The 21552-nt window shown below is 30.6% G+C and carries 19 protein-coding genes; 7 read left to right on the top strand and 12 right to left on the bottom strand.

Annotation, left to right across the window (positions count from 1 at the left end; genetic code table 11):
- Positions 1 to 406: 406 nt before the first annotated feature.
- Positions 407 to 1090: a cell division ATP-binding protein FtsE gene (locus tag ACVCXO_RS02060; RefSeq protein WP_452227942.1), complete on the top strand. Its 684-nt coding sequence runs from the start codon at positions 407 to 409 to the stop codon at positions 1088 to 1090.
- Here the strand turns inward: ACVCXO_RS02060 and ACVCXO_RS02055 are convergent.
- Positions 1087 to 2718, bottom strand: coding sequence for a hypothetical protein (locus ACVCXO_RS02055; RefSeq protein ID WP_452227941.1), 1632 nt, complete (start codon positions 2716 to 2718; stop codon positions 1087 to 1089). The genes ACVCXO_RS02060 and ACVCXO_RS02055 overlap by 4 nt on opposite strands.
- 82 nt (positions 2719 to 2800) lie before the next feature.
- Here ACVCXO_RS02055 and ACVCXO_RS02050 point away from each other — a divergent pair, with 82 nt between their 5' ends.
- On the top strand, positions 2801 to 3691 hold the full coding sequence (locus tag ACVCXO_RS02050) for a glycosyltransferase family 2 protein (protein WP_452227940.1): 891 nt from the start codon (positions 2801 to 2803) through the stop codon (positions 3689 to 3691).
- 3 nt (positions 3692 to 3694) lie between these two features.
- Positions 3695 to 4633, top strand: coding sequence for a glycosyltransferase family 2 protein (locus ACVCXO_RS02045; RefSeq protein ID WP_452227939.1), 939 nt, complete (start codon positions 3695 to 3697; stop codon positions 4631 to 4633).
- Here ACVCXO_RS02045 and ACVCXO_RS02040 read toward each other — a convergent pair.
- Positions 4616 to 5029: a sugar 3,4-ketoisomerase gene (locus ACVCXO_RS02040; protein ID WP_452227938.1), complete on the bottom strand. Its 414-nt coding sequence runs from the start codon at positions 5027 to 5029 to the stop codon at positions 4616 to 4618. The two genes, ACVCXO_RS02045 and ACVCXO_RS02040, sit on opposite strands and share 18 nt — an antisense overlap.
- Positions 5026 to 6132: a glycosyltransferase gene (locus ACVCXO_RS02035; RefSeq protein ID WP_452227937.1), complete on the bottom strand. Its 1107-nt coding sequence runs from the start codon at positions 6130 to 6132 to the stop codon at positions 5026 to 5028. The genes ACVCXO_RS02040 and ACVCXO_RS02035 overlap by 4 nt, the downstream gene beginning before the upstream one ends.
- 31 nt (positions 6133 to 6163) lie before the next feature.
- Between ACVCXO_RS02035 and ACVCXO_RS02030 the strand changes: the two genes are divergently transcribed.
- Positions 6164 to 7306 (top strand): glycosyltransferase, encoded by a 1143-nt coding sequence (locus tag ACVCXO_RS02030; protein ID WP_452227936.1) that lies wholly within the window; start codon positions 6164 to 6166, stop codon positions 7304 to 7306.
- Positions 7307 to 7467: 161 nt separating this feature from the next.
- Here ACVCXO_RS02030 and ACVCXO_RS02025 read toward each other — a convergent pair whose 3' ends face one another.
- The 9 genes from ACVCXO_RS02025 to typA form a co-directional block, all read right to left on the bottom strand.
- The gene (locus ACVCXO_RS02025) at positions 7468 to 8796 is read right to left on the bottom strand and encodes an O-antigen translocase (protein ID WP_452227935.1); all 1329 of its coding nucleotides are present in this window, start codon (positions 8794 to 8796) and stop codon (positions 7468 to 7470) included.
- Positions 8797 to 8882: 86 nt separating this feature from the next.
- Positions 8883 to 9983 carry a DegT/DnrJ/EryC1/StrS family aminotransferase gene (locus ACVCXO_RS02020; RefSeq protein ID WP_452227934.1) on the bottom strand — a complete coding sequence of 367 codons (1101 nt, stop codon included), beginning with the start codon at positions 9981 to 9983 and terminating at the stop codon, positions 8883 to 8885.
- Positions 9980 to 10570 (bottom strand): hypothetical protein, encoded by a 591-nt coding sequence (locus ACVCXO_RS02015; RefSeq protein WP_452227933.1) that lies wholly within the window; start codon positions 10568 to 10570, stop codon positions 9980 to 9982. The genes ACVCXO_RS02020 and ACVCXO_RS02015 overlap by 4 nt, the downstream gene beginning before the upstream one ends.
- A 419-nt stretch (positions 10571 to 10989) precedes the next feature.
- Positions 10990 to 12075 carry a sulfatase-like hydrolase/transferase gene (locus ACVCXO_RS02010; protein WP_452227932.1) on the bottom strand — a complete coding sequence of 362 codons (1086 nt, stop codon included), beginning with the start codon at positions 12073 to 12075 and terminating at the stop codon, positions 10990 to 10992.
- 460 nt (positions 12076 to 12535) lie between these two features.
- Positions 12536 to 14047: a hypothetical protein gene (locus ACVCXO_RS02005; RefSeq protein ID WP_452227931.1), complete on the bottom strand. Its 1512-nt coding sequence runs from the start codon at positions 14045 to 14047 to the stop codon at positions 12536 to 12538.
- A gap of 6 nt (positions 14048 to 14053) precedes the next feature.
- The gene (locus ACVCXO_RS02000) at positions 14054 to 15544 is read right to left on the bottom strand and encodes a hypothetical protein (RefSeq protein WP_452227930.1); all 1491 of its coding nucleotides are present in this window, start codon (positions 15542 to 15544) and stop codon (positions 14054 to 14056) included.
- The gene (locus ACVCXO_RS01995; RefSeq protein ID WP_452227929.1) at positions 15534 to 16922 is read right to left on the bottom strand and encodes a class I SAM-dependent methyltransferase; all 1389 of its coding nucleotides are present in this window, start codon (positions 16920 to 16922) and stop codon (positions 15534 to 15536) included. Before ACVCXO_RS01995 ends, ACVCXO_RS02000 begins: the two co-directional genes overlap by 11 nt.
- Before the next feature lie 3 nt (positions 16923 to 16925).
- On the bottom strand, positions 16926 to 17123 hold the full coding sequence (locus tag ACVCXO_RS01990) for a hypothetical protein (protein ID WP_452227928.1): 198 nt from the start codon (positions 17121 to 17123) through the stop codon (positions 16926 to 16928).
- Between the two features lie 147 nt (positions 17124 to 17270).
- Positions 17271 to 19070: a translational GTPase TypA gene (gene typA, locus ACVCXO_RS01985; RefSeq protein WP_452227927.1), complete on the bottom strand. Its 1800-nt coding sequence runs from the start codon at positions 19068 to 19070 to the stop codon at positions 17271 to 17273.
- Positions 19071 to 19383: 313 nt separating this feature from the next.
- On the opposite strand from typA, the gene ACVCXO_RS01980 reads away from it, so the two are divergent.
- Genes ACVCXO_RS01980 through ACVCXO_RS01970 form a run of 3 tightly spaced genes read left to right on the top strand, consistent with a single transcriptional unit; the run spans position 19384 to position 21483 of the window.
- The gene (locus ACVCXO_RS01980; protein WP_452227926.1) at positions 19384 to 19743 is read left to right on the top strand and encodes a hypothetical protein; all 360 of its coding nucleotides are present in this window, start codon (positions 19384 to 19386) and stop codon (positions 19741 to 19743) included.
- A gap of 33 nt (positions 19744 to 19776) precedes the next feature.
- Positions 19777 to 20595, top strand: coding sequence for a 3-deoxy-8-phosphooctulonate synthase (kdsA, locus tag ACVCXO_RS01975; protein ID WP_452227925.1), 819 nt, complete (start codon positions 19777 to 19779; stop codon positions 20593 to 20595).
- A 21-nt stretch (positions 20596 to 20616) separates the two neighbouring features.
- A complete protein-coding gene (locus ACVCXO_RS01970) occupies positions 20617 to 21483 on the top strand; it encodes a hypothetical protein (RefSeq protein WP_452227924.1) in 867 nt (288 codons plus the stop codon).
- The last annotated feature ends 69 nt before the right edge of the window (positions 21484 to 21552 follow it).

The raw sequence follows: 21552 nt of genomic DNA, 5'->3' as shown, positions 1-21552 counted from the left end.
ACAACTATAACTTTCAAAAAGTGCTACATCTGGTTAAATTTCAACTCCTTTTCGGTTACATACAAAAAGTTAAAATAAGTTCAATCAAAGATAAATTAATATGTAAATGATAACGTTACAATTTTGTTATAATTATACACCGAGTTATTAAAAAAAGAAAGTTGAAAGTTATAAATAAAAATGTTTCACGGAGACACACGGAGACTCGCAAAGTTTCACGGAGGAATAGTAACCATATATCTGCTTTTATATTCGTATAGAAACTCTCGCGTTCTATACTATTAAAAAGGAAGGTAGATAATCCAACCCTGAAATTATTTATAGTACACAAAAAACTTTTAAGGTATAACTTTCACCTTTTAACTTTTTAATAATACATTTACAACTCTTAAAACCATTATACTTTATGTCGAATCTTGTTTTGCAATTAAAAGATGTTTCTATTTTTCAAGGAAATAACTTAGTCCTTTCTGATGTTAATGTAGAAGTTAATAAAGGAGATTTTGTTTATTTAATAGGAAAAACGGGCTCTGGTAAAAGTAGTTTTATGAAAACACTTTATGGCGATTTAGCCTTAACGCAAGGCGAAGGACATATTGTAGATTACGATTTACGCAAATTAAAAGAAAAGGAAATTCCATTTTTAAGACGAAAACTTGGTGTTGTTTTTCAGGATTTCAAATTGCTAACAGACCGAACGATTAACGATAATTTATTGTTTGTTTTAAGAGCTACAGGCTGGAAAGACAAAGATAAAATGAAAACTAGAATAGATGAAGTTTTAGATAAGGTTGCCATGAAAACGAAAGGTTTTAAGTTTCCGCATGAACTTTCTGGTGGAGAGCAACAACGTGTTGCTATTGCTAGAGCTTTATTGAATGACCCTGAATTGATTCTTGCTGATGAGCCAACAGGAAATCTAGATCCGCAAACTAGTATTGAGGTGATGGAGGTTTTACAGGAAATTAATAAAAATGGAAATACAATTTTAATGGCAACGCATGATTATGCTTTGTTATTAAAATACCCAAGCAAAACTTTAAAATGTGATGAGAATCAGATTTTTGAAGTGGTACAACGTAAAAGTTAAAATAATCTTTTAAAGAAACGTTTAAAGGCGCTTTCCTTTTTATCTTCTTTTTCTTTATCTCCTTTTTGGTTAGTAGAAACTGTGTTTTTTCGATCCTTAAATTCTATTACAAAAACGCCGAAATTATTTAATGTTTTCGTTTCCTTCGGATTTACAGCTTGCATTGGCACTGTAATTTTAGCATCTTCCGTTATAGTTCCAGTTTTTAAAACACGATCTAAGTTCTCCACATCTGTAATAGTGTACCTGCTTCCTTTTTTGATATGGTATTCCGAGAAATCGACCACAACATCTTGCTCCTCTTTATTAAAAAGAACGACTCTGTAACTATTCGTTTTATATGCACTTTTCGTAATATCTAAAACGTGGTCTAGGTTAAATTCGCCAATGTGCTTTTTTTGGCTATCTATATCTATGTTAAACTTAGATTTCCATTCACTAAATGGATAGTTTGTTTTGTTAATTCGGAACCCTGCAGCTTTTTTAGAATAGTATATATTATTAGAAAACTTCCAGTTCTTATTTTTTGCTAATTCGAAAACCGAGTTTGTAAAATTCATATACCCCGTATAAACGATATTATTTTTAAAGGTTAGCGTTTTTGCATACAGTATTCTTAATGCGTTATTTCTTCCTAAAATAATATTATTCTCTACCAAGACATTTTCTACTGGTGCTTTATGATAAAAACCTAAAGTTAAAGAAGGTGCATTGCCGTTTACCTCGTTTTTTAAATAGTTGGTATTATGATATAATATGTTATTGGTAACTTTAATGTTTTTTGCAATATTAATGGCATTTCTATCATCGGAAGCTACAATAATATTGTCTACCGTATATTTATTTGCAGGTAAACCACTATTAAAAATCACGTTATTATCTAGCGTAATATTTTTTACATATTCAAAATTTGCATTTCTACCAGCAGACCAAACCTCAATACCTTTATAGTAATTATTAAAAATGACATTATTCTTTATAATTCGTTCTTCCTCACTTTTATTCTGCACATAGAATCCTTCACCAACACCTCTTCCTTTTTTATTAATAGAACCATTATTAAAAACAAAACATTCTGTAATTAAGGTGCCTCCTGTACTTTTCCAAGAACCAAAACCTAAACCAGGATTGTTATATATTTTAAGATTTATAAACTTGCAATTGTTTCCTAATAAATGGTAAACTCCTGCCGTTTTTTCTATTTTACCAACTCGTACATCTCTATTAAATTCCCCCAACCAAGTAACTTCAAAATCCTTATAAATTACTTGTCCGCCTCGAACACCTAGAGTCTGTTCTTGGGAGGAAGGAACATTTCCATTTAAAACAACTCTATCGTTTGGAAATGCGCTTACTGTAATATATTTATTCGCTGTAGTAGTATTAAGTGTACTATTATATCTACCATTATAAATTCCTGCATGCAACCAAATAGTATCATCGCCTTTAACAATCTTATTCGATTGCGTCAATGCGGTTTGTAAATCCCAAGGATTTTGTAATGAACCATTTCCCGTAGATATTCCAGGATTAGTTTTATGGTTTTTAGGAAACACATGAAACTCTTGTTGTGCAAAACTTAACACTACAAATAAGACGGATAAAATAGTAAGACAGATTTTCTTCATAGTAACAAAATTACAATTACTATACCAATAGCAAACAGATTACATTATTTTTGTTAGTTTTGAATAAATCTAACAAGCATTCATGCTCTCTATATTAATACCTACATACAATTACAACATAAGCGCTCTTGTTGCCGAAGTGTATGCACAAATAAAACAGCTGGATGTTCCTTTTGAAATATTATGCTATGATGATGGCTCCACAGACCAGAACATTATTATTGCGAATAAAGAGATTAATAGTCTAGAAAACACAAAGTATCGCATACTTGACAAAAACATTGGCAGAAGTGCCATTAGAAATCTTTTAGCAAAAGAAGCGAAGTTTGAATGGTTACTTTTTTTGGATGCCGATGTGCTTCCAAAAGAAAATAATTTTATTGCTACCTATTTAAAAGCTATATCTAAAACTTCTCAGGTTATTTATGGCGGCATTTTGTATGACGAAAAGAAACCAGACAATGACCATTTACTGCGTTGGACTTACGGAAGAAAACGCGAAGCACTTTCTACCTACAAAAGAAATAAAAATAGTTACTTAAGCTTTTTAACACTTAATTTTTTAATTAGAAAAGATGTTTTCAATGTGGTTACTTTTGATGAAGACATTCCTAATTTAAGGCACGAAGACACTTTGTTTTCCTATCATTTAAAATTAAATAAGATACAAGTAGCACATATTGAAAACCCTACCTACCATTTAGGCCTAGAAGAAAGTAGTGTCTTTTTAAGAAAATCTATTGAATCTATTGATGCTTTACATCTGTTTTTAAAACAAGACTTAATACCTAAAAACTACACCTTCATTACCAAAGTGTTTTTCAAACTTAAAAAAGTAAAGCTTCATTATTTATTGGCTTTTATTTATAGAAATTTTAAAGGTTCTTTTGATAAAAACCTACTTTCAAAAAAACCATCTCTATACCTATTTGATTTATATAGATTAAGCTACCTTTGTTACTTACACACCTAATTAATGCCATTTTTTTCTATAGTAATTCCATTATACAACAAAGAATATTTTATTGTGCAAACAATACAAAGTGTTCTTGACCAAACGTTTCAAGATTTTGAAATCATTGTTGTTAATGATGGTTCTACAGACGCTAGTTTAAATAGCTTAAGTGTATTTAACGATTCTAAAATTAAGGTACTTACTATTAAAAACCAAGGCGTTTCTCATGCTAGAAACTTTGGAATAGAAAAAGCAAACGCCGAATATATTGCCTTTTTAGATGCCGATGATTTATGGCTAAATACACATCTAGAACAGCTAAAAAAGCTAAGCGAAGACTTTCCTAATTGTGGTTTATATGCAAATGCATATGTAAAAAAAATGGGAGAAATCTCTTTAGAATCGGATTATATAGACATTCCAAAATCATGGAATGGTATTGTTAAAGACTATTTTAAATCCAGTATATTTAGCTGTGTTGCGTGGACATCTGCAGTAATGGTTCCTAAAAAAGTATTGGAAAAATTTAACGGCTTTGATGAAAAGATAACACTTGGCGCTGGAGAAGATACCGATTTATGGATAAAAATTGCGATACAACATCCCATAGCTTTTAATAACAATGTTACTGCCATTTATAACTTACATGCAGATAATAGAATTTCTAACTCGAATACTAATTTGAGACAATTTCTAGATTTAGATGTATATGAAGAAGCTGCAAAAAGTAATACTTCCTTAAAAAAATACTTAGATTTCAATAGGTTTTCCATTGCTTTACAATACAAGCTTGTAGGTAATAAAGAGAAGATGGATTTTTATTTAAAGCATTTAAACAAGCGTAATTTAAATGCAAAACAACGTTTTTTACTAAGTTGTAACAGAAGATCTTTATTATTTTTAATGAAAACACAAAAAACACTACGACGGTTTCATGTTAATTTAAGTCCGTTTAAATAACTCAAAGTCTTTATATTCTCGAATGTAATCGCTCTCTTCAAAAACATCTGAAGCTAACACCAAACAAACAGATCCTGAAGAGAAATCCTCAAGCTCGCGCCAAATACCGACAGGTATTAACAAGCCTTTATTGGGTTTATTAAGTGTAACAGATTGTTTGTTTTTTCCATCATTTAAAATAACCGTAAAACTACCGCTTAAGGCAACCAAAAATTCTATTTGTTCTTTATGTGCATGACCACCTCGATATGCATCACTTGGCACATCATACAAGTAATAGACTCTTTTTATTTCAAAAGGAGTACAATCTTTTTCAATAACAGCTAGATTACCTCTACTATCTGCAATTCTAGGTATATCAATAATTTTAATATCTTTTATGGTAGTTTGGCTCATGTACTTTCAATTAATTTTTTCCAATCCTTAGAAATATTCGCTATAGAAAACGCTGCAACACTATGTTTTGCATTTGCTTTACAATATTGATATAATGTTTTGTCAAATATAAAACTATCCATAGCTTCGGCTAGCGCATTTACGTTATAATTTTCTACTAACAACCCATTTACTTTATTTTGTATGACTTCTCTTGGTCCAGAGTTACAGTCTACCGCGATTACTGGAGTTGCTAATGCTAACGATTCTGGGATTACCATAGGAAAACCTTCGTGCCTACTTGTAAGCATGGTAAACAAAGCGTTTTTTACATACGGATACGGATTTGCAGTAAACCCTTTAAATATCACATGAGTTTCTAATTGTAATTCTTTAGTATACGCTAGTATTTCATTATAATCTTGACCATCTCCAAGTACTAGCAATTTAATATGCTCTTCTGCTAATTTTGATTTTTTATATGCTTGCAATAATAACTTTAAATTTTTATGCGAATCGTCAATCCTTCCGTAGAAAATAATATAGCTATCCTTTTCTATTTCAAATGCCTTTCTTTCTAAAGCTTTCTTTTCAATTTCTTTAAAGTTAAATGCATTGTATATGGTATGCATTTTTTTAATTTGAAATTCTTTTTTAAATTTCCGACTTATTTCTTCGGAAACCGCCGTAAATGTTTCGTTTTTATATAGCCAAACATTCAACCATTTATAAGGCGTAAATGTTTTTTCTTGTATATAATTATGAAGCACATAAATTACAGGAATATGCGTATACAAGTATTTAGTAAAGATCCATTCCCGATAAGCCAGCACGCGATATCTATTATCAATAATACCATCGAAATTATGCTTTTTTAGGTATTGCTTTAATTTTCGGAATCTTTTAATTTTACCTAAAAAAGTATCATTTTTATCTTTAAATTCCCCTAAATTAAAAAGGGTGCCAGAATACGCATATTCCACGGAAGATAAAAGCGTTACCACATGCACATTATAACCAAGATCATGCAAAATATTAGTCAGTGTTGCCGAAGATTTCTCTGCTCCTCCTTTAGCAAGTGAAGAAGTAACCACACAAATCTTTTTTTTATTGTTATTTTGCAAGTGATAATGTATTAGAAACCAAATATAGTAAATGAAAATCTTATTAATAGGAGAATACAGCAGATTACATAATTCTTTAAAAGAAGGCCTAGAATCACTGGGAGCGCAAGTTACTATTGCTGGTTTTGCTGACGATTTTAAAAATTATCCTGTAGACATTTATTTAGAAGACTCCTATAACAAAGGGGTTCTGCTTTTCGTAAAAAAAATCATATATAAATTAACAGCTATAGACATTACTTCTTTAAATACTAGAAGACAAATCAATAAACACAAAAGCAAGCTTATTAATTATGATGTTGTCCAATTAATAAATGAAAACCCTTTTTGCACCCTACCGAAAGTAGAAATCAAATTATTAGAATACATTTTTAAACACAATAAAAAAGTGTTTTTACTGTCTTGTGGCACCGATTATATTAGTGTTAATTATGCTTTTGAAAAAAAGTTTAGATATTCCATCTTTACTCCATATGAAAACAATAAAGTATCTAAAGCTAATTACTGGAATGTACTAAAATGGCGTACAGAACCTTTTAAACAGTTACATAATTATGTTTTTAAAAACATGCAAGGTGTAATTTCAAGCGACTTAGATTATCACTTACCAATGCGTAATCACAATAAATATCTTGGATTGATTCCAAATCCAATAAACACGTTAAAAGTAAAAGTAGAGCCCATAAACATGACCAACAAGATTGTAATTTTTCATGGTATAAACGACCAAAATTATTACAAAAAAGGCAATGATATATTTGATAAAGCTTTAGAATTAATTAAAGATAAGTATGCTTCCAAAATCGAGATTATTGAAGCAAGAAGCCTTCCGTATTCCGAATATATTAAATCATATAATGCGGCTCATATTCTTTTAGATCAAGTATTTGCATATGACCAAGGTTATAATGCATTAGAAGCGATGGCAAAAGGAAAAGTGGTTTTTACAGGAGCAGAACAAGAGTGGTTAGATTATTATGGTATTGAAGAAGACACCATTGCAATTAATGCTTTACCGGATGCTGAGAAAATTGCTAAAAAATTAGAATGGCTAATTTTACATCCGGAGAAAATTGCTGAAATCTCTAAAAATGCTAGAGCTTTTATTGAAAAAGAACATGATTACATTTTAATAGCCAAGAAATACCTGGAAGCTTGGTCTATAACGCGCTAGGTTAATACTTCCTCCTTTTTACTGAAGTTACTCCTTACTATTACATTTTCAGAAGCATATTTCTTTCTAAAAAAGTCTATGTTTTCTATTCCTATTTCTAAAAATGCAGCGTACTATTATTCGGATAGTATAATAATTCTGAAGAAAACATTTCACAAAAACTAAGCGAAGTTTTCATCTTCATCTTCACCTTCATTCTCATCGGGTATAACACCAAACAAGGAAGAACTAAAGATTAGCAAAATTACAATATAATAAACAAGATAATTAACAAAGTGGGCAATTGTTGCTCCTTTAACGCCATATAAATCAATAAAATATATGTTTGCTAAATACATTAATAGCACAGAAAATGCTTCGGTGATAATATAGTGCCAAAACATATTTTTTGCTAAAAACTGATAGGAAATCACAATGGATAGTACTTTTACAAAATCTCCCAATAACTGCCAAAAAAACAAGTCTTCTACTGGCTTAAATTCTGCAGTAAACACTATTGCAATAATATAAGTTCTAAGAAAATAAATAACGATTAAGCCTAAAGCAAAAATGGGGATAATGGTTTTATAAAACCCAAAAACTTCTTTTCTAAATTCCTTAACGTTATCTATTTCAGACAAACGAGGCAAGATGTATAAGGTTAATAAGGTACTTACAAACATCAAATAATATTTAGAAATCCTTGTCATTGCCTCCCAAAACCCCGCCGCTTGATAACTAACATTATCTATAATATAGTTACGTACAATAATTGCTACTAATGGTAAAACTATCGCGGAGAACAAAGCCATTACCGAATACGTACTTAATTTTTTTATGGCCGAAAGTCGAACATTTTTAACCGTAATTAAAGGCACTAAACTACGCTGATTTAAAATACCAACTAAAGTAATTAATAAAATTAAAGACTCAGCAATTACAATGGCAACTAAGGCACCATCTATTTTATTTAACCAAATTAAAACTATCGTTATAAGCGCACCAAGAATTTGTCCAATAATACTAATAATTAGAATTATTCGATATTTAGAAAAGCCATTTAAAATGGAGAAAGCGAACATATTCAATGTATAGAAAGGCAATGCAATTGCAAATATTTTAATTACATACGCATAATTATTATATGCCGGAAAAAGGTAGTTATTGATGTGTTCCGCATTAAAATAGCATAAAAAAGCAACCAAAAAAGTAGATATAAAACCTAAGTAAAAGACGGTTGATAAGGTTTTACTTAATTCTAATGCGTTATCTTTAAACTCTGCAACATATTTAACCACGCCATTATAAAGTCCTAGAATAGAAATGGATTGCGCGGAATGCAAAAAATTACGCAAATTCCCAATTAAAGCCATTCCTTCTGCTCCAACAAAATACGCAATGGCTTTAGAAGTTAAAAAACCCGTAAGTATTTTAGTTAAAACTGCCGCAGAATTGAGCGAAGCAACTTTAAATAAAACATTAGAGTTTATATAGTTCAATACGCGCTTCATCTGCTTACTTGATTTGGTTTTTGGAGTACAGAAGAAACATTTGCATCTATTTTTTTAAGATAAAATGTAGGTCCTAATATTTTCAATTAATAGTCGTTTAAAATTTTAATAACTTGGGTTACCTCGTCGTTTGTAAGAACAGGACTCATAGGTAAACTTACAATGTTTTTATGAATTTCTTCTGTTATTGGTAATTCTAATGACTCAAATGCTTTAAATGCCTCTTGTTTATGTGGAGCAATAGGATAATGCATTAAAGTTTCGATTTGATGTTGGTTTAAATACGTTATAAAATGGTCTCTGTTTTCTACTAAAACAACAAACACATGAAACACATGGTTGTTCGAGTTATTATAAAATGGAAGTATTACTTTTTCGTTATTAACTTCAGCAATATAACGTTTTGCTACCTGTCTTCTAATTTCATTATCTGCATCTAACGTTGGAAGTTTAACATTTAAAAAAGCGGCTTGAATTTCATCTAGCCTATTATTAAAACCTATAAACTCATTTACATATTTTTTGGAAGCACCGTAATTACGCATTTTTTTAATCACTTCTGCTAAAGCAGTATGGTTTGTGGTCACCGCTCCTGCATCTCCTAAAGCGCCAAGATTTTTACTCGGATAAAAACTAAAGGCTGCAGCATCACTTAAATTGCCTGCTCTATTATTATTTTCATGTATTGCGCCATGTGCTTGTGCTGCATCTTCAATAACTAATATGTCGTATTTTTTCGCAAGTATATTAATACGTTCCATATCTGCTATTTGTCCGTATAAATGTACCGCAAGAATCGCTTTTGTTTTTGGTGTTATTTGTTTTTCAATATTAGCAACAGAAATATTATAAGTGTTTAAGTCTGGCTCTACAAAAACCGGTTTTAAGCCCGCTTGCATTACCGAAATAATACTTGCTATATATGTATTTGCAGGCACAATAACTTCATCATTATCGTGTAATAACCCAAGTTCTTTATATGCTTTAAATATTAAAATCAATGCATCTAAGCCATTACTTGTACCAATACAATGTTTGGTGCCGCAATAGTTTGCAAAGTTGGTTTCAAAAGCTGCTACTTGTTTGCCTAAAACATAATAGCCAGAATCTAAAAACTGTTGAAACTGTTCTTGAAACTGCACTTCAAAACGCGCATTCATTTTATGTAAGTCTAGAAACTTAATCATATAAAAATAGTATCTAAATTATCGATATTCTTAAAATCTATTTGGTAAAAATCTTGAGTGATGGTTCTTGCACCAAAACCTTCTTTCCAATATTGCAATCCTTGATTTATATTTTTGCTTTTGTTTTCATTCGAGATTCCGAAATCAAAATAAGGCTTATCGGCAAAGACTTTCTGCATCAAATATAGATGTAAAAAATCTAAACTTCCAATTAAATTTTTATCAGCATTACCAGAAATGTATTGTGAATGTGCAACGTGATTTGTTTCAAAAATAGTAGTTCCAGCTACAATCTTATCTTCTTTATACACGTTGAATTGTCTAATTTGCTTTGGAAACTTGCTTTTTAAATAGGTGACTTCCGCTAAACTATGCACTGGTTGCGCTTCATGCTTCGCATTTAAATTGGGTATAAGAATGGTATTCCAAAAAGCATCGAAGGTTTCTACTTCTTTAACTATCAAGTTTTGTTTTAAAGCTCTTTTATTTCCAGCTATTCTATCTTTAGATAGTTTTGGTTGCTGTTGTACATTTAAAACCGAAAGTGTATCTCTTCGAATTAAATCTGCTTTTAAAATAAAAGACAAATACTGCATTTCATCATTTGGTACCGGACTATAAAAAGACGGAAGTTCTTTTAGCTCTATACTTTCAAATCCGTTTTCTTTATAGAAATTTAAAGCTGCTTTTAAACACTCGGTAAATTCTTTTAGTTTTATGGTTTCTAAAACTACTAGTCCGCCATACGTTAAACCTTGATGCGAGTGTATTTTATTCGCAACAAAGTTAGCAGGTAATACAGCGATTAGCTTTTCCTTTTTAAAAACGAGTAACGAATAATCGTCAAATCGATCTTGATGGTATTCTATAAAGTCTCTATGAAATAGAAAAGTAGCATTTTTAGCTTTGGTAATAAAACCATCCCAAAGTGCTTTATATTCCGGATTATATTTATATATCGTGAAAATAATTTCTTCGTTTTTTTTGTAAAGCTGAATTTACTAATTTAAAAGCTATTTATGTAATTTAACCGCTTTGAAGTTTCGTTTGTTCCTTTTTTTAAATTATAATCACCATTACTTTGTATTGCTTGATGCACCGAATAGTAAAAACCATTTCCATTATCTAGGTTATAACTTCCGTTTTCTTCTAGATTATTTAAGTAAGTTTTATCCTCACTTAAGACAGAAAACAAAACTCGAAACAGATTTACATTCGATTTTAATTCTGTGTCATAACCTGCTTCTAAATTACCATTCCATTTTATAGCAGACAATACTGAAAAAATAGAGCTCATATTAACTGGATTATCATTGGTATATTTTTCCTTATAATTATCTACTCCAACCATTCCTCCATGATCCGCAAGAACAATTATCATCGCTTCAGGATCTTTATTAGATATATAATCGATAGAATTTTTCAACCAAGAATTTGCTTCTTCTAATCGATTTAAATACCAATCTCTTTCTGTTGCCACATCTACAATGGTATCATACAATTTCACATGATGCGGCATTAATCTTTCTATAAAAAAGAATTTAGGCTTTTCGGAATCTATTTCCATCATTTCCTCTAAATCTACTAAAACATCTTTTTTTAGATTCTCACCATGGCTGAAAATCGGAATTTCATCCAAGCTAATATTTCTATAATCATACTTCTGAGCACTATTGTTGTGCTGAAAATATTCAATTTCAACATCTAAAAAAGTGGCATAGCTGTTCTTTTTCAGAATAGAAATAACCGGATTCTGACCACTAATAACATCTCTGGCGTTTATCATTTCTAGGGAAGGAAAAGTGTCTTCTCCAAAATAATGCTGTTTCATACTAAACATGGAAGCATTAGATGTTAAAGTCGCTGGATAGTTGCTTTTAAAATCTGGATATACTTTAAAACCTTCCATTTCTAGCCAATTATATATTTCGCTTTCCGCATAATATGGTGCTTTGCTTAAAACCTCTTCTCCCACATAACCGTCTGGCTGTATTAAATATATGTTTGGCGTTTTCTTTAGCTGCACATTTTCGATAGCATCTGGCTGTTCTTGCCAACGTAAAGGCTTAAAGGAATCATATAAAAAAATCACGTTTTTGCATAAAGGCAACACGCACATTAATAGTATAAAAACGAGAAGTTTCTTGTACGATTTATAAAACTTAAGAGACAACAAAAACGCAATAAAAAAGATAATAACTAAAGCTGTTTTCATTACTTTGAAATAAATAACTTTAGATAATAAAGTAGCAACAACAGCTATTATAAGTACAAAAAGTAAATGCTTTCTATACTTTTTTAGAAGCGGTATTTTATTGAACACAAAATAAGAAACGGCAAAACTTAAAACAGAAAGACCTATAAATATTAGAAAAAAGGTTACAAGCTGTGAAAGGGAATTCTTAGAAAAAAAGTGGTTAGAATAAAAATACAACAAAGGATATAATCCACTTATTAAACCTGCTAATAGTGGTGTGTCTTTGTCTGAATTCACAAAGTCAGTTATATATTTTTTTATTTTTTTTATCATATGTAGAATTGAAATAACAATGTTAATCGTTCTTTTTCTCCAGACTTTCCTTTTGCAATTTAAAGACAATTTCTCCTTGCTCGTTAATTCTTTCATACACTCCAAAAGGAGCTCCTTTTTCTATAATATTATAACTTTTATCTTCTTGTAAGTTATTTAAATACGATTCATCATCACTTAAATATGCGAATAAAATCCGGAATAAATTAACATTCGTTTTCAACTTTTCATCAAAATCTGGTGCTTTATTTGGCCATTTTATTGCTAAAGCCGATGTAAAAATAGTCCGTACCAAATCTTCCCGCATTTGTTTTTCTTTCGATTGGGAAGTATAGTCATAACCAACAAAACCACCATGATCTGCCACTACCACGATTAAGCTATTAGGATCTTTTTCATTAATTAAATGAATTACATCCTTCAACCAGATATTTGCAAATTCTAACTCTTTTAAATAGTTTAACCGACCAATATCTTTTCCTTTAGCTCCATTTTTGAAGGTGGCTATATGTCCTGGTTTTAATTTTTCAACAAAATAAAAATTATTTGTTTCTTTATTATTCGTTATAGCAATTTCTAAATCGGAATTAATATTTCTTAAATTACCATATCCTCTAGAAAGATACGATATATCCTTACTTTCTAGATTCGCAAAATCATAAGCGACCTTTGGTTTATTAAGTAGCAAATACGATTTTTCAAGTATTAGGTTCGTTCTATACTTATTGTTTTTAAATATAGAAATTACAGGATTATCACCTACAATAACATCACGAGCATTATAAAATTCGTTTATTCCTGGTTTGGGATTGCTATAATAATGATGTTTCATTGCAAACATAGAACTGTTTGAACTTAACGTAGAGCTGTAATTACTTCTATAGTTGTTGTACAATTTAAAACCACTTTCTACTAAGAAGGATTCAAAGTTACTATTATCATAATTATAATTACTTTTATTCAATTCCGAAAAATTAGCATATCCATCTGGCTGAATAATATACACATTTGGATTTTTCACAAAAACGACTTCTTCAATAGCGTCTGGTTGTTGCATCCAAGCTGTTGTATAGTTTATTTGCTTATAGAAATGAGGCACCAATTTTGCAAAAACTAATACTGCAAGTAACAACTGAAAAACAATAATTTTCTTAAAATGATTCTTTAAAATAACACCCAATAAAAAGGCCACTAATGTCACCAATAAAATCTTTTTACTACTATAACCAGAAGTACTTAAAACAATTAAAGAAGCAAAAATGCAAAGGTTTAAAATAGGAATAATGAAGTTACCGTACTTTTTCCAAAGATTCATTTTAGAAAAAATTTTATGAAGCACATAAATGACTCCTATTGGAAGTGCGACATATAGAGTAACAAAGAATAAAACCTGATTCCAAGAATTCATCAATGTAAAATTCTTGTTATAGTAATAAAACAAAGGATATAATCCAGCAGCAACACCTGCTAGAATCGGATAATCCCTATCGCTTTTTAAGAAAGCAAAAACTTTATTTCTAAAGCTATTCCACATTTTTAATTATTTTACGTGTTTATTGAAAACTACTTCCCCTTTTTCGTTAATATACTCATAAACTCCAATAGGTGCATCTTTTATTATTTGCAAATAACTTTTATCTTCTTGCAGGTTTTGCAAATACATTTCATTTTCACTTAGATAAGAAATCAAAACCCGAAACAAATTAACTGGTGTTTTTATTTTATCATCAAAAGCAGCTGGCTTTCCTGGCCATTTTATTGCTAATTGTGCAGTAAAAATAGAATAAATTAAATCTCTATCATTCCGTTTTGCTCTACTTTCTAATGTCGTGTTCATGCCAACAAAACCGCCATGATCTGCAGCAATTACTATCATACTATTTTCATCATTTGCAATTATAAAATCTACAACTTTCTTTAGCCAGACATTAGTTTTTTTTAGTCGTTCTAAATAACCTACTCGTTCTTTCTCTGCTATGTTTCCAGGGTTTTTATTAATTGTAATATGACTTGGTGATAACTTTTCTATAAAGTAAAAATTGTTTGTTTCTTTTGAAACCTTCATTCTCGTTTTCAGATCTAAAAAAACATCCCTATGCGCCTGAAAACCTTTAGGAAATGGAGAAAACTGATAAGGGTCTATGTTGCAATAATCATAGGCAACATGAGGTCTGTTTTTTAATAAATAAGAACTATCAATTAACAGTTGTGTATTATAGTTATTATTATTTAAAATTTGTAAAACAGGATTCTCTCCTACAATAACATCTCTCGCATTATAAAGTTCTGTAATCCTATTGCTTGGTTCATTATAATAGTGATGCTTCATCGCAAACAAGGAACTATTAGAACTTAAAGTAGAATAGTAATTACTTCTATAATTAGCATACACTTTAAAATCATTCGCATTTAAATAAGATTCAAACACACTGTTATCAAATTTATAATAGCCTTTTTCTATTTCAGAGAAATTAGCATAGCCATCTGGTTGAATGAAATAAATATTTGGTTTCTTTTTAAAAATGACTTCTTCAATGCTATCAGGTTGACTTATCCATGTGCTTGGGTTTTTAATATTAAAAAGGAAATAATTTGAAAACCAAAAAAAAGTGACACCAGCTAAAAGCAATTGAAAAACTACTATTTTATTAAAATATCTATAGAGTAAAAAAGTCCCTATTAAAACAAGTACAAAAGCAAACACAGCAGTTTTAAAAGTAAAGCCTATAGTTACATAAATTAGCAAATAAATAGACCAAGAAAAATTAAGCAAAGGCAAAACAAACTTCTTTATTGGTTTAAAAAAAGCGACTCGAATACATAATGAATATGCTATTTTAAAAACGACATAAGGTATTATTAAAAAATAAAACACAAAATACAAAAACTGACTCCATGAATTAATTAGTGTGAAATTTCTATAATAATAAAAAGTCAAAGGGTATAAACCAGATGCAATTGCAGCGAGTATAGGATAATCTTTTGAACTGTTGAGAAAAGAAATTACTTTATTTCGAAAATCACTTAACATCTTTTGGCTTTAGTAAATACATCACGCGTTCACTATTTGCAATAGGTTTTTTTTCAATAAGCTCAAAATAGGTTGTATAAGCAGCTTCAAAATTAGTTAAAGAATACCAATCAAAATGGTCTTTAAAATCTACTTTACTATTTAATAAACGTTGTACCCAAGAATCGTTTCTTTTAGGAAACTCAATGACCAAATGCTTAGAAAACGAAGCAAAAAACTGCGCAGACATTTCAAAAGTTACATTACCCGATAAAGACATATGATGAATTACAGCTAAAGCTAATGTAACGTCTGGAGCGAAGTCTTTCATTCTATTAATAAAAGAATCGCGTTCTTTATTTTGAAAACCTATAGCTGCAGACGGATTTAAAACATCTAAAACAAAAGGAGTAATAAAAGATTCTTTATTTTCTCTAATGGCTTTATAATTAAAATCTACAGCATTATTATCGATATCGCAAACCAAAGCTTGCTTTAAATTGGCATCTATTTTTCTAACAAAAGTGCCATCATTTCCACCAACATCAATTAGCGTCTTGGTATTTAAATCTACAATCCACTTGTTGATTATGGTCGATTTCTGCACGAAAGCATCGTCACTATAATTGGTTTTATCATAGTAATTCCCCCATTCACTATGCTCTTTTAAAGTCAGTTTTTTAATATAATCATACAAGCTTTGTATAATGTTTAACTGTCCTTTTTTAGATAATGCGGAAGCTTTAGATTCGCCTTTATAATCTTCGTTATGCTTGTCCTCAAACTTTGCTAACAAATGAATATTAGCGTATAAAAACGGATTCATTTTTGTTTTAAACGGAAGCATAGAAGCTAACATCTTAATAGGAATTCCATCTATAAAATTACTCATTAACTTTATAGATTGTGCACCGTGATAATGCGCTAAAACTAATGGTCCTAAAAAATGAGTAATAAATTGTTTATATGCGCGCCAAGGCGTATTTTCTTGGTAGAAATCGAAAGAAAGTGTATCTATAAATATAGCTTTCCCTTCATGAAAAGTAACATTAAAAGCGGTTGCATCTTTAAGCGAAAAACCTTTTTCTAAGCTGTATTTCTGAAGCTTTAGCGTTAGCAACGCAGCTTCTTTATACATGTTAAAACTCCACTCGTACGGATAGGTTATAAACGGAATATTTTCTGGCTGTATAACAATCTTATCTTCCGAATTAGAAATTTCTTGATGCGGAATTAATAGTTTGTTTTTAAATAAACTATCAAAAAACCCAGTGCTTGTTAATGCGTTGTATTGCTTAAAATATATAGGAAATATGGTTCGTTTAATAACTCCTTCTTCAGTAAAAATATAACCTGAAGGATCTCTAAAAGAAGAAGCGTGCTTGCTGTTATCTACCACGAACTATTGTTTTGTTTCTGAATCTTGGTCTTCAATTTCAATATCATCATACATCTCCGCTTCTTGGTTTTTAGAAAAACCTAAAAGGGTTTTTATTTTATACAATAAACCTTTAGAAAATAATATAACACCAGCTACTGCTGCAACTACTGCCTGTATTATCATTGCTCCTAAACCCGGATCGAAATATAAAAAATGCATATTATTTTTTTTTGTAAATATACTAAACTTAAACTTTACAAGTATCTTTAATTTTTAGATTTAATAACTTCCAGAATTCGCCAGTATATAAAACAAAAAAAGGAACCCAAAATGGATTCCTTTTAAATATATAATAAAAACTATTGCTTAAGCAATCTTGTTTCTTTTACGATCGTTTTCTGTTAACCAAATTTTACGTAAACGTAAGTGGTTTGGTGTCACTTCCACATACTCATCTTTTTGAATATATTCTAAAGCTTCTTCTAAAGAAAATTTAATAGCTGGTACAATCTTCGCTTTATCATCTGCTCCAGAACTACGTACATTACTTTGCTTCTTCGCTTTTGTAATATTTACAGCCATATCATCTTGACGAGAGTTCTCACCAATTACTTGACCTTCGTAAACACTTTCTCCTGGCTCAATAAAGAACTTACCTCTATCTTGTAATTTATCAATAGAGTAAGGAATTGCTGTACCGTTTTCCATAGAAATTAAAGATCCAGAAACACGTCCAGGAATATCTCCTTTTAATGGTTGGTATTCTTTAAAACGGTGTGCCATAATAGCCTCTCCAGCAGTTGCTGTTAGTAATTGGTTACGTAAACCAATAATACCACGAGAAGGAATCATAAACTCACAAATCATACGCTCACCTTTAGCAACCATACTTAGTAACTCCCCTTTACGTTTCGTTACAAACTCTACTGCCTTACCAGATACTGTTTCTGGAAGATCAATAGTTAATTCTTCAATTGGTTCACATTTAACACCATCAATTTCTTTAATGATTACTTGTGGTTGTCCAATTTGTAATTCATAACCTTCACGACGCATCGTTTCTATTAAAACCGATAAGTGTAATACACCACGTCCAAAAACCATAAATTTATCGGCACTACCAGTTTCTCCTAGTTTAAGCGCTAAGTTTTTTTCTAATTCTTTTTCTAAACGATCTTTAATATGACGAGAAGTCACATATTTTCCATCTTTACCAAAGAAAGGAGAATCGTTAATAGTAAATAACATACTCATTGTAGGTTCATCTATTGCAATAGATTTTAAACCTTCTGGATTTTCTATATCTGCGATTGTATCTCCAATTTCAAATCCTTCGACACCTACAAGTGCACAAATATCTCCAGTTTGAACGCTTTCTACTTTCTTACGTCCTAAACCTTCAAATATAAATACTTCTTTAATTCTTGTTTTTGTAATTGTTCCATCTGCTTTCACTAAAGAAACTTGTTGTCCCTCTACAAGCGTTCCTCTTTGTAATCTACCAATCGCGATACGACCTGTAAAAGAAGAGAAATCTAAAGATGTAATTAACATTTGCGTAGTCCCTTCTTCAAATTTCGGAGTAGGAACATGCTCTATAACCATATCTAATAATGGCTCTACATTTGTAGTTTCATTTCTCCAATCATCACTCATCCAGTTGTTCTTTGCAGAACCATATACTGTTGGGAAATCTAGTTGCCATTCTTCGGCTCCTAATTCAAACATTAGATCAAAAACTTTTTCATGTACTTCATCTGGAGTACAGTTTTCTTTATCTACTTTATTAATAACCACACAAGGTTTCAATCCTAAGTCAATCGCTTTTTGTAATACAAAACGCGTTTGTGGCATCGGACCTTCAAATGCATCTACTAATAGTACAACACCATCAGCCATATTTAATACACGCTCTACTTCACCTCCAAAATCGGCGTGACCTGGTGTATCAATAATATTAATTTTTGTGTCTTTGTAAACTACAGATACGTTTTTAGAAGTAATTGTAATTCCTCTTTCACGTTCTAAGTCATTGTTATCTAGAATTAAGTCCCCAGTATTCTGGTTTTCTCTAAATAGTTGACAATGGTACATGATCTTATCTACTAATGTAGTTTTACCATGATCTACGTGTGCAATAATTGCGATATTTTTAATATTAGCCATAATAGTGCCTTATTTTAAGCGTGCAAAGGTACATTAAATTCTTTTGATAATTAACATCTTACAAACTATTTATGACTTCCATAAAAAATATGGCCTTTCAACGGGTTATTAATTCCATAAAATAGCGGCGCTTTTATTAATTCACATAAATTAAATATCATAATTTAACATATCGATTATTTTTTAGTTAATTATTTGTTATAATTGGAATATGCTGTAATTTTTCTTCCTATTTTTCGTTTTCTAATTTAATTACTCCCTAAAGTAACTATAACTGAATAATAATTTTTCCCTAACTAAAATTAATAGCATTATGAACCTAATTACCAAGTATTCAAAATTCATCCCTTACCTATATTTTCTAACTATTATTGCGTATTGGTTTACAGATATTAATAAAATGGAAGGTATTTCTGCCTATCCTATATTATTATTTGGTATTCCATTCCTATGGCAAATAATTAAACCGAACAACAGATTAAATTTCGGATTAGGTATCACTTTTGTATGTCTGTCTTCTTATATGATATTAGCATATCTATCAGATGTACTTCAAATTATTTCCTTTTCTCACGCTACAACACAGTTTGTTGCTTATGGAGGCGTATTTGTTGCTGCCAACTTTATTATGGCATTATGGATTATGAGAAATAGTATGAAAAAAAGTTTTTAAATTGATTATCTTTGTCGCTTAAAATTTAAGTAGATGAATCTTCAAGATATTCCAAAAATAAAACATACCAATTCTAATAATTTCTTCCTTTTAGCAGGCCCTTGTGCTATTGAGAGTGAAGAGATGGCCTTTCGTATTGCCGAAAAAGTATTAGAAATAACAAACAAACTAGAAATACCTTACATATTTAAAGGAAGTTTTAAAAAAGCAAACAGAAGTAGAATTGATAGCTTTACAGGAATTGGCGATGAAAAAGCTTTAGAAATTTTAAAAAAGGTTTCTGAAAAATTTGATATACCAACAGTAACAGACATTCATGAAGTAAGCCATGCTGCGCTTGCTGCAAAATATGTCGATGTTTTACAGATTCCTGCATTTTTAGTTCGACAAACAGATTTGGTAGTAGCTGCTGCAAAAACGGGTAAAGTGGTAAACTTGAAAAAAGGACAATTTATGAGTCCGGAAGCCATGAAACACGCTGTACAAAAAGTAAAAGATTCTGGTAGCAATAAAGCTTGGATTACCGATAGAGGTACTATGTTTGGCTACCAAGACATGATTGTCGATTTTAGAGGGATACCAACCATGCGTCAATACGCCCCTACCGTTTTAGATGTAACACACTCCTTACAGCAACCTAATCAAAGCGTTGGTGTTACTGGTGGAAGACCAGATATGATAGAAACGATAGCTCGTGCTGGAATTGTAAATAATGTAGATGGGTTATTTATTGAAACACATTTTGATCCTGCAAATGCAAAAAGTGATGGCGCAAATATGTTACATCTAGATAATCTGGAAAAATTACTTACCAACTTGGTAGCTATTAGAAAAACCATAAACGCATTATAATTACCCCAAATTTCTTTTTTAATGAAAAATGCAACGCTAAAATATTTAGCACTATTCAGTCTTATATTATTTTCAACTACTACAATTGCGCAAGAGGATGTTATTGTCACCGAAAAATACACTGCGAACAACAAAGGTAAATTCTTTCTAAGTTGGGGAGGAAACAGAGAAACATTTTCTAAATCGGATATTAGATTTCAAGGGGAAGGTTACGACTTTACCATTCATGATGCTTCTGCAAAAGACAAACCAAAAGGTTGGCATATCGATTATATAAATCCGACAAGAATGACCATACCTCAAACCAATGTAAAGGTTGGCTATTTTATTTCTGACAAATACAATATTGCATTTGGTGTGGACCACATGAAATATGTGATGAAAAGAAATAAATTCAAAAACGTGAGTGGTTATATAGACCTTCCGGCAGACGAAGAAGGCAGTGTATACAATCAAGAATTTACTGGTGACTCTTATTTTGTTTCCAAAGATTTTTTAAAATTTGAACATACAAACGGTTTGAATTATGTGTACTTAGAGCTTAATAGATTTGATGATATTTCATCTATTCTAAAAATTAATAATACCGATACATTTCAAATAAACATAACCGAAGGTTTTGGCGCTGGAGTTTTATATCCTAAATCGAATACTACACTTTTACAAAAAGATAGATACGATGAATTTCATGTTGCGGGTTATGGTGTTTCTTTAAATGTTGGACTAAACCTTACTTTCTTTAAATACTTTTTTATTGAAACTGATCTAAGAGGTGGCTTCATCAATATGCCAGATATTAGAACGACTAGCAATACTAGTGAAAAAGCGTCGCAACATTTCTGGTATCTACAACGTGTAATTTCTGTTGGCGGAAGATTTAGAATTTAGATAACTACGCTATTTATTAGTAGACTTTACTATATTGAAGATACCCAAAATAAGTAAGCAACTCTCCTC

The sequence above is a fragment of the Lacinutrix sp. MEBiC02404 genome (assembly GCF_053601575.1).
Note: the sequence above shows the minus strand (reverse complement) of the source record. Positions and strands in the feature narration are given on the sequence as shown.